General features: G+C 41.8%; 8 protein-coding genes. 1 reads left to right on the top strand and 7 read right to left on the bottom strand.

Annotation, left to right across the window (positions count from 1 at the left end):
- Positions 1 to 413 precede the first annotated feature (413 nt).
- The 6 genes from AACW45_RS21605 to AACW45_RS21580 form a co-directional block, all read right to left on the bottom strand.
- Positions 414 to 2972, bottom strand: coding sequence for a U32 family peptidase (locus AACW45_RS21605; RefSeq protein WP_190634649.1), 2559 nt, complete (start codon positions 2970 to 2972; stop codon positions 414 to 416).
- 96 nt (positions 2973 to 3068) lie between these two features.
- Positions 3069 to 4208 carry a restriction endonuclease, SacI family gene (locus AACW45_RS21600; protein ID WP_190634647.1) on the bottom strand — a complete coding sequence of 380 codons (1140 nt, stop codon included), beginning with the start codon at positions 4206 to 4208 and terminating at the stop codon, positions 3069 to 3071.
- Positions 4178 to 5068: a DNA adenine methylase gene (locus AACW45_RS21595; RefSeq protein WP_190634646.1), complete on the bottom strand. Its 891-nt coding sequence runs from the start codon at positions 5066 to 5068 to the stop codon at positions 4178 to 4180. The genes AACW45_RS21600 and AACW45_RS21595 overlap by 31 nt, the downstream gene beginning before the upstream one ends.
- A gap of 86 nt (positions 5069 to 5154) precedes the next feature.
- Positions 5155 to 5766, bottom strand: coding sequence for a Uma2 family endonuclease (locus tag AACW45_RS21590; RefSeq protein ID WP_190634644.1), 612 nt, complete (start codon positions 5764 to 5766; stop codon positions 5155 to 5157).
- Between the two features lie 57 nt (positions 5767 to 5823).
- Complete coding sequence (locus AACW45_RS21585) at positions 5824 to 6948, bottom strand: aldo/keto reductase (protein WP_190634643.1); 1125 nt, start codon at positions 6946 to 6948, stop codon at positions 5824 to 5826.
- Positions 6949 to 7215: 267 nt separating this feature from the next.
- On the bottom strand, positions 7216 to 7713 hold the full coding sequence (locus AACW45_RS21580; protein ID WP_096643083.1) for a bifunctional nuclease family protein: 498 nt from the start codon (positions 7711 to 7713) through the stop codon (positions 7216 to 7218).
- A gap of 341 nt (positions 7714 to 8054) precedes the next feature.
- Between AACW45_RS21580 and AACW45_RS21575 the strand changes: the two genes are divergently transcribed.
- The gene (locus tag AACW45_RS21575; protein ID WP_190634641.1) at positions 8055 to 8735 is read left to right on the top strand and encodes a riboflavin synthase; all 681 of its coding nucleotides are present in this window, start codon (positions 8055 to 8057) and stop codon (positions 8733 to 8735) included.
- A 130-nt stretch (positions 8736 to 8865) separates the two neighbouring features.
- On the opposite strand, the gene AACW45_RS21570 is transcribed toward AACW45_RS21575, so the two are convergent.
- A complete protein-coding gene (locus AACW45_RS21570; RefSeq protein WP_190634639.1) occupies positions 8866 to 10434 on the bottom strand; it encodes a peptidoglycan DD-metalloendopeptidase family protein in 1569 nt (522 codons plus the stop codon).
- Between the last annotated feature and the right edge of the window lie 13 nt (positions 10435 to 10447).

Below are 10447 nucleotides of genomic sequence, written 5' to 3'. Positions count from 1 at the left end.
CTCATTAATCAGTCTTTGATACTCGTGAATGAGTCTTTGATACTCATTAATCAGTCTTTGATACTCGTGAATGAGTCTTTGATACTCATTAATCAGTCTTTAATACTCATTAATCAGTCTTTGATACTCATTAATCAGTCTTTGATACTCATTAATCAGTCTTTGATACTCGTGAATGAGTCTTTAATGCTCGTGAATGAGTCTTTAATTCCCGTAAATGAGTCTTTGATACTCATTAATTAGCGGCACATCAATATATTCTAGAGGGCATGGCAGTGCCATGCCCCTACAATCTGTCGCATTCTTTTTTTAAATTGGTATGCGGTACAGATAACAGATATTTGACAAATGACCAATGACAAATGACAATCTGTCACATTCTGATTGCAAATCAGCCATTCACGAGAAAATCTCTAGCCCCTAGCCCCTAGCCCAGACACTCCCATCGGCCCGCGAGTGACGCCTAGCTGATTTTGCAACTTTAATTCTCGCCAGAGTTGAGAACCTGTAATTTCACCTTGCAGTAGTTGCTGGTAGCAATGTATGGTTTTACTCACCTGCTCTGGTGTTTCATTGACAAATTCGATGCGAAATTGACGTACACCTAAGCTTATAAGGCGCTGTACGTATTCTGCTCCAGTTTGGGCTGTGCCGTTAAATACAGTATTGCGACACCCGACATCTGCTTTCAGGACATGTTCGCTACCAACGCGATCGCGCAATTTTACTTCCTGTTTTTCACATGGTCTGCCACAGTTAGTATAATCTGTCCCGCTAGAAAGGAAAGCACAAAATACACAATGCTCCATGTGAAACATCGGCATGTGTTGGTGGATTGTCACTTCTAACCACTGGGGCGGACAACTAGTCAGCAAATTTTCGAGTTGGGTAATATTCAAGTCGTAGGATGCGGTTAACCGTTCCAAACCATAGCGCTGATGAAAGTAGTCTGCGGTTAAAGCATTAGCAACATTCAGGGAAAAATCACCAATACAGCGTTCTGCAGCAAAGAATTGTAGCTGATCGTAATTCCGCACTAAATACCCATCAGCATTACAATCACGCACCTGTTGCAGAATCCAATTTTCCCCAGGCTTAGTAATTCGCGGAGGTGCAACCCAAATAGAGGGGACTGTTGACTGTTGACTGTTGACTGTTGACTGTTGACTGCTTCCTTGGCGCACCATCTGCACTGCTTCCCGATAAAAACGGGGGTCTTCAAATTCACAGTACAGCGTGGAAATTCCAGCTTTAAGTGCGGCTTGGAGTTGCTTGAGGTTGCGGACTAAAACGATCAGTGAGGGGGAGGAAGAGGGGGATATACGGGGGGATGGGGGGAGTAAATCTTTGAAAGAAACATCAGAACGTAGTTCCCAACGTTGGGGTTGACTGCGTAACTCTGATAATTGAGAGACGATATCGCGCCGCATTCTGTTTAACTCACTCACAGGTATCATTACTGCACCATTGAGGTGATTGGTGAGGTTTCCTAAACAGAAGGGAGTATTACCCAAACGACCAAATTGTTCTTGTAAACGTTCTGTAGTTAGGGGTTTGGTATGTGCTTCTACCAGAGATATTGTAGAGTCTACCTGGACTACATGACCTTGTTTATCGCGAGCGATCGCAGTTAATAATCCATCAAGTTCGCCATAAATCTCTAAATCAATCGGGCGCTGAAATTGAGGATTTTCGCCCGCAAAGCTTTGCCGCAGTTGCTTATCAAGTTCTGGATCGCTAGTTTTCCAAACGCGATCGCCTACATGCACTCGCCTAAAGTTTAAGTCACTGCGACCAAATGTCAGCAATGTTTCTCTTCCTTTCTGGGTAACTGCGTAAACGCGCCCACCTTCTTCCTTCGCCTCTGGATGTCCGCAATCAAAGACAATTCCATCCCCAGGTTTCACAGGTGCTTCTAATTTAATAGCTACCTGTTCGTTACTAATGCGAATCACTTCCCCCAGGTACACCCCGCGCTTCTTCCCAAAGCGTCCATGTACCAATTCTTGATTGTTAATTCCCCCAAACCATCCTGTATAAATCCCACGAGAAAACGCCATTTCCAAGTTATACCGTTCCTCTTCTCGACTTTTCCCTGCGTCCCCTTCGCCCATCACCCGATCCAAAGCTTCCCGATAAACGCGAGTAACATTAGCAACATACTCTGGTGTTTTCAGCCGACCTTCAATTTTGAGAGAAGTTACCCCCGACTTCACCAATTTAGGGAGAACATCTAAGCCAGCTAAGTCTTGGGGACTGAGAAGATATTTGCGATCGCCTAAATTAACACTTTCTCCATCAGCGATTAACTCGTAGGGCATTCTGCAAGCTTGGGCACATTCCCCCCGATTCGCAGAACGTCCACCTAAAGCTTCACTCGTCAAGCACTGACCGGAATAAGCCACACACAAAGCACCGTGAACAAAGACTTCTAAAGGCAATGAAGCTTGATTTTGCTGGATTTGCTGCTGAATTTTGTTGATTTCCTTGAGAGAACATTCACGAGCTAGCACTACCAAATGACAGCCGAGAGATTTAGCAAAATCCACCCCAGCCGCGCTAGTGATAGTCATCTGCGTAGAAGCATGGATGGGAAAATCAGGTGATAGGTGACGGATAAGACGACATAAACCGACATCTTGCACAATGACTGCATCCACACCAGCAGCAATAATTGACCGTAAATATTGCTCTATCTCTGGTAGTTCTTGGGGAAAAATTAATGTATTAACTGTGACATATCCCTTCACACCCCGCAGGTGAAGAAAAGCCATTAATTGAGGTAAATCCGCCTCAGTAAAATTTTCCGCCCGCATTCTGGCGTTGAACCGATCCAAGCCAAAGTAAATTGCATCTGCTCCATTTTCCACAGCAGCTTTGGCGCACTCCCAGTTACCTGCTGGTGCGAGTAGTTCCGGACGTTGAAGGGTGAGTGAGTTGGGTTGAGGAGTCAGAGGGCGATCGCTTTTCATCAGGCTAGGAAAGGTTTAAGTAGCACCATAGTGATTTTATCGAAGTTAGTTAGGGATTGTGGGGTAAAAAGTGCGATCGCCATATTCAATATAGATTTATTCCTCTAAATCTTCCTTGTTGCTTTCAGCTGCTTGACGTAACGCTAAAAAGGCTTCTTTTAACGATTGGTTCACAGCACTTGCTGGTTCATCAATTACTAACTGTTGATAAGTTTCCAGAAAATTCATTCGTAACCTATGGAACAGATGTAGGAAATGACGAAGAAAACTGATGCAGTCTAGCACTACAAATTCAATGCCACCTGTGCGTTCATAAATACCTGAGGCATAGTCTTGTACAGATTGATCAATCTGCTCTGTGGTAATGAATATATAGTTATCAATTTTTTGAGATGAAGCTCTAATTTTTTGTATGGCACGGTTAAGATCGTCCACCGTAACCTTCTTCATTTTCATTTCGTAACTAGTTATTACATTGTCATCGTTGAAAAGCGTAATTTCAATATCTCCAAGTGCCCCTGTTTGTTCATCAGCTGCATTATGAGTTGTCAGAGGTAGAGCTATTTGTCCCAAATAACTTGAAGCGGCTGTGTAGGCAGCAGCCACAATTAAAACTGGCAATCTGCTAGAATTAGGACAATTTAAGTGTTGCTCAATTAACTTCACAATTGCTTCAGTAGAAAGAGGAATAGCGCCTTTAAGAGTTCTCAAATTGGCAATGAGACTAGTAAGGCGTTGCCGATTTTCATCTCTAATTATTAAAAGATATCTAATAGTTTCAGCCAGCATATCTTCAGCCAAGACTTGACCTTGATAAACATTATCGAGTAATTGCAGTACAGTCTTGTAAAGAATCGGAGGCTTACCAACTAAATTAACTTCTGGTGTGAGAATAATATTTCTGTTGCGCAGTGCTGGTGTAAGAAAAGCCGTTGTTGGGTTACATGGGAGTTCATGTTGATTAATAAAGCTTGTTATATATACTTCATCATATCTACGACCTGAATAACAGTCTGAGCCACTAATTTCGGTATAGGGTTTACGAATATCTAGGTTTGATTTGTGAGATTTTGCCAAACAACAAGCTAAAAGTAACCGAACACATGCTCGATTTTGAGGATGACGAGACACAAATTCTATATTTCTAGAAATGACAGCATCATCAATAACTGGTTGTGTTAAATCACCAACAACCTGATCAAAAGCTAAATCAAGGATAGCTGCTGGGGTTGACATTGAGATTCGGCCTTTTCTCGATTTTTAATCACAAATTCTTTTTCTATATTCTCAATATCGTAATTTATCCATAGCACTTCTGTTCTTAATCCTTTTGTCGAATGACAAGCCTTAGTCGGTGCAGTTATCGATTGCCAATCACCATATAGTTCTGACATTAAATCGCATTGATAACCAGAGATAGCAACTTTGCCTTTAACATTATGAAGAACCTGACTCAATTCTCGATGTTCATCATCTTTCATTTCATAAGCATAAGCTTGACTATCTCCTCTAGAAGCGTGTGGATAGGGAGGATCGCAGTAAAATAAAGTCTCTTCAGAATCGTAACGTTGAATAACTTTAATTGCTGAATCATGCTCAATTTGCACTCTTAAAAGCCTTTGCACAATTTCAGACAGATCCTCTACACTTCCTAACCATCTTGAAACTGCACCAGCCATACCTGCACGGCTTGTTAGTTTACAATGTGCCCATCTTCCAGAACTTGCTTTTTGTGCTAAACCAGTTCTTACTTGTCTAGCCCTAATAAAAAATCTTCTAGCTCGTTCAAAGTTAGATAAATCTGGTTTAGGCTGAGATATTGCGATCTCGAATTCTTCACGAGAGAAAGGCGTTAAACCTATAGCCTCAATTAAACTTTCTTTTTGTTCTCGTAGTACACGAAAAAAATTTACTACTTCACCATCTAAATCATTATATGTTTCAACGGGTGAAGGATTGCGATTAAGCAAAACTGCTGCCGAACCACCAAATGGTTCACAATAATGCTGGGCATTTGGCAAAAGTGGTAAAAGCCAATCAAGATGGCTGAATTTGCCACCATACCAGCCAAAAGCTATCAGCTTACTTTTACCCATTCTTTTATCCTTGTAGACTTTGCGTATCAAAACAGATGTCTAAAATAATATGGCATGAAAGCATAAAATCAGCGATCGCTTTCACCTTATCCCTCTACATCAGTGCTTTCAGCTTCTGATTCTCCAAGCTCAAATCGTACTTTGTTATATAAATCTTGCAAGGAAATTTCAAAAGGTACGGTTACAAGTGATATTGCTTCATCTTCTTCATCATATTCACGCAGCGCCCATTGTTTCTTACCCGTCTTAGAAAATTGTTCTACGTAAATCCGGTTTTGGTCGATTAATAAATATTCTTTAAAAGTGGGAATTGTTCGGTAAGCCTCAAATTTATCATGATAATCGTAGGCTTTGGTTGATTTTGATAATACTTCAATAATTACCTGTGGATTGAGGATTATATCTGTACGCTTGTGATAGCAATCTACATTACCCGCCACAATTATGACATCGGGATAAGTGTAAATTCTTTTTTTAGGTATACACAACCGCATCTGAAAAAAGAAAACTTGGTAATTTAGTTTTTTAAATGCAAAATTTAACGCAGCCGCAAAATTTCCCCCAATGTAATTATGATTGATGGATTCATGTGCCATTGGAATTATTTGCCCATCAATATATTCGCTTTTGTAGTCAGCAGCTTCCTCTAACTCTAAATATTCCTCTGGGGTGTAGTATCGCTGTTGTGTGACTTGCATAATTTTTGGGAATAGCGATCGCATTTAACATTGCATGTAACGAACAGTCTAACGCGGTTAACCCCACAATCTCCTGCCAGCTTTGCCATTTAATCTCTCATGGTTATCTTCCAACAAAGCGGGAATATCTAAATTTTCCGGACACCTGGGTAAACAATCTCCACATTCTGTACAACGATTCGCTTTCATTCCAGGGAACCAATGACCGGCATTTTCAAACATGCCATAGCGATATTTAGCATAATCTGTCATGTCATAGGCTACTGCTAAATTTCGTAACCGCAATACTTCAGGAATATTAATATTTTCTGGGCAAGGTAAACAAGCATAGCACTGGCTACATTTCTCGGTTCCTAAAGTAATTTGCTGTTGATTTGCTAACCGTTCAAAAGCTGCTATTTCTACTGCTGTTAATTCATCAACATTATCAGCAACTTGCAAAGGTGCAATTAATTCTTCTGGGGTGGCTGGCCCTACACTTAAAGTAGTAATGCGGCGATCGCTCAATAAAAAGCGATAATTTAACTCTAAGGGTGAAAATGGTGCGCACAAATCTTTCAAAGTTTGGGGTGGTGTGTACAGTCTTCCCCCTTTATCTGCTGGAGAAATGATAAAAATCCCCATATCTTTCTCAGCAGCTAATTGAATAGCTGGTGAATGACGTTGAAAAAAATAGTAATAATGCAGATTGACAAATTCAAATAAATCTGTATTTATTGCTGCCTGAATTAAATCTAACGATCCGTGAGTAGAAAAACCCACATGGCACACCTTACCATCTGCGATCGCTTCTTGTACAGCTTGGATACAACCAGCTTGCACTAATTCGAGATGTTCCCAAGTATTTAAACCATGAATTCCCAAACAATCGAGATAATCTAGCTGCAATTTTTCTAGAGATTCATCAATATAGCGACGCATGGTATCAGCATCGACTGTTGGCGGAATTTTAGTAGTGATATAAAGTTGGGAACGAGGTACAGACAATCCAGCTTGGAGTGCTTTACCAAAAAACTCCTCACTTTTGCCGTAACCTCTAGCCGTTTCAATATGATTAATACCTAACGCCAAGGCTTTTTCAATGGTTTGATATGCATTTTCAGCATCAGCTAAATAGCGCATTGTTCCCAAAGAAAAAACAGACAAATTTAAATTAGTTTTGCCAAAGCGTCGATATTGCATAAATGTTAGTTGTCAGTTGTCAGTCGTCAGTTGTCAGTTGTCAGTTGTCAGTTGTTAGTCGTCAGTTGTCAGTTGTTAGTTATGTTAGTTAATTATTGACTATTGACTATTGACTATTGACTATTGACTATTGACTATTGACCATTGACCATTGACTCATAAGAAGAAAAAATAAAGAAATTGTGTGCTTTTCTTTACTTCTTCTTCCTAGTTGTTTATTGTTGAGTTTGTTTATTGTTTTTGATTGAGCAATTAACACTGAACTTTCTAACTTTCACCATTACCAAAGCGTTTGATCAAATCTTCAGGACGGAGATTTGAGACAAATTCGCGGAAGGCTTGTTGTTCTGCTTCATCGGCGTCACGATCTACGGGGATAGAAGCATCTGCAATTACTTCTTCCATTACCCAAATGGGGGTATTTGTACGCAAAGCAATGGCGATCGCATCGCTAGGACGGGAATCAATTTCTTTTGTAGTCTCTCCTTGCTTGACTATTAATGCTGCATAAAAGGTATCCTTTTGCAAGGAATGAATAATTACTTTTTCTAGAGTCAAATTCCAGGTTTCGAGAATATTTACAATTAAATCGTGAGTTAAAGGCCGTGGAGGCTTTTGACTCTCAATTGCACCCGCGATCGCTCTTGCCTGTTCTTGACCAATGTAAATTGGTAAAGCCCGGCGATCGGATGAATCTTTGAGAAGTACAATTGGGCTGCGGGTTATGGCATCTAATGCTATGCCAGCGACTCTCATTTCAATCATTGGCGCTTGCCTCTACGCTCCTTGGAGTACTTGGTTAGGAAGTAACAAATAATACCCTTTATGGGTTAAGTCCGGCACAGAAATAAACATAGGCATTTGTTCTCTATAATTGCTGATATTGAACTTGAACTTGATGTGAACACCAGATTAAGTCAAAGTGGTCTACTTAGACAATATCCTGATTACCCAAGTATGCCTTGTTCAGGATGTTAATGTGATAATATCCCTATCTTAAATAAAGTCAGAAAATATACTTTGATTTTGCAACATTTATGGAGGGAATTACGAGGAGATTTTAGGCAAAATTAGGCAGTAAATAGATTTACTTTGGCGAACAAGCTGTGTTTACAGGACTAATCCAAGCTTTAGGAACCATGAAACCCTTAGGGGGAGATTCTTGGCAAATCACTTGTGTAAGTCAGTCATCTGATTTAATTATGCAGGATCTGGCTTATGGCGATAGTATTGCTGTTGATGGTGTTTGTCTAACCGTAGAAGAAGTTTTAAAGGACGGTTTTATTGCCACTGCATCACCAGAAACTTTACGCCGCACCACATTGGGACAAGAGGACACACCACAAAAATATGTTAACCTCGAAGCTTCGTTACGGGTAGGGAGTAAAGTCGGCGGTCATTTTGTCATGGGTCATGTAGATGGCGTAGGTTGGTTAATATCAGCAGAACAAACAGCTACTTCTTGGGAAATGACCTTTAAAGCATCTGAGGCGATCGCTCGGTACATTGTGCCCAAAGGTAGTATTGCTGTCAATGGCATTAGCCTCACTGTAGCCGCCTACGAACCAGAAATCAGCCAATTTACAGTAGCGGTAATCCCCCTCACCTACGCCGACACCAATCTCCGTTATTTAGTATCTGGGAGTTTGGTAAATCTTGAAGGAGATATTCTGGGCAAATATGTCGAGAAATTCCTTTATGCCGGCAAACCAAACCCTAATTCTCAGGAAGATTCTCATTCTGATGGAATTACCCCGGCATTCCTGGCAGAACATGGATATATTTAGGGGGCATAGGGCATAGGGCATGGGGCATTGAAACAATTTTGGATTTTGGATTTTGGATTTTGGATTTAGATTGGAATCCAAAATCACAAATCTAAAATCTAAAATTCCTTGTCCCCTTTCCCTAGCCCCTCTACGAACCAGGTTGCTTATCCAACTGGGCTGTCTGCAGGCTGCGGAGCAAGTTGCTCAAGCCGGTTTCTAAGTATACGCCTGGGTTAGTTGCTACCCAACCATTGGGCGACAGGTGGCGGACTTCAAAGTGCAGGTGGGGGCCTGTAGAGTTACCAGTGCTACCAACTTGACCAATGACAGTTCCCGCTTCCACAAACTGACCGGGACGCACAAAGATTTGTGACATGTGACCGTAGAGAGTTTGCTGGGCTGAACTGTGGTTGATGGTGACGGCTAAACCATAGCCACCCATCCAGTTAGCAGATTCTACTTGACCGCTAGCAGCAGCTAGGATTGGTGTACCTGTGGGTGCGCCAATATCTGTACCAGCGTGGAAACGGCGATCGCCTGTGATCGGGTGAATCCGCCAGCCAAACAATGAGGTAATTGGTGCTGGAATCGATAAGGGGAACATCATTCCCTGACCGCTATAAGCAACTCTACCTGCATAAGGAATTTGCGGTAAGGTGGATGATAATGGAAAGTCGTAAGCAACTGTGCTAGGCCGGGGTGCAAAGTTACCGTCAGCCATTGGTGCTGATAAACTACCTGCACTGGGAGCGATTGGCGTTGCACTGACTGTGGTTGTATTCGCAAAATAACCAGGGCTAGGAATAAAGCGATTGGGGTTATAGTCGCTCTTACCTACGCTAGAAGCAATCCGATTTGCAACATTATTCGTAGGAGTTGGCAGATTACGCCATCTGCGACTGCTACCAGTAGCGGCGATTGGTCTAACAACGTTAGTATTGCCTAAATTTGCAGTTTGGCTTCTTCTTAACCAACTGGGCGGGGTTTTGCTATTTCCATCAGCTACAGTCTGGCTACTGGGTGCTTTGCCACAAAGACTATCTGATATAGCTTGTCCTGTGGGTAAAGTCGCTTTACAGCCGCTAGAGCGTTCGGTAATGATGACAGAATTAGGCGCTTGATAAGTGCCGCCAACTTTGTAATCAGTGGGGTCAATATAAGCGTTGTTGTAATCTTCCTTGGGTTTGACTTCCGTGCTACCCACTGGGCTTTTGGTAGTTTGGGGTGGTTGAGCAACTTCGGGAAGTTTCTCAGGTACAGTGCGTGGCGTAGGTGCAGGTTTTTCTTGATTGACTCTGGCTGGCGCTACCTGAGAAGTTTCTGCTTGTGGTTTAGCCTGTCTGATCACAACAGGTTCAGTCGCTTGTGTTTTCGTTGGTTGCGCCTGTCTAACTGGTTGTGGAGATTGGGAGACAGTCCCCCGTTGTAATCTCTTTTTCAGTCTGGCACGTCGTTCTGAAAATTCTACTTGGGGACGAGTTACCTCTGAATTTACAGTATCTTGTTTAACTGGAATTTTAACTGGGGTAGTCGGTTGAGAATTTTCAATAGTAGGAACGATGTTGTCTATAGAAGTTTCCGTTTGCGCTAGCACCAAACTATTACCCAGAAGGCTAAAGCTACTCAGCCAGCAGAGGCCCTGTGCTGGTAGCGTGGAAGCAAAGCGTTTTGTTGTCACTAGCAAACGTTTATGGGCAGAGTTATGTGGCTGCGTCATTTGTTCTCTCAAA

This window comes from Calothrix sp. FACHB-168, assembly GCF_963889195.1.
Taxonomy (GTDB): Bacteria; Cyanobacteriota; Cyanobacteriia; order Cyanobacteriales; family Nostocaceae; genus Aulosira; species Aulosira anomala_A.
This window is presented reverse-complemented; position numbering and strand designations above follow the sequence as displayed.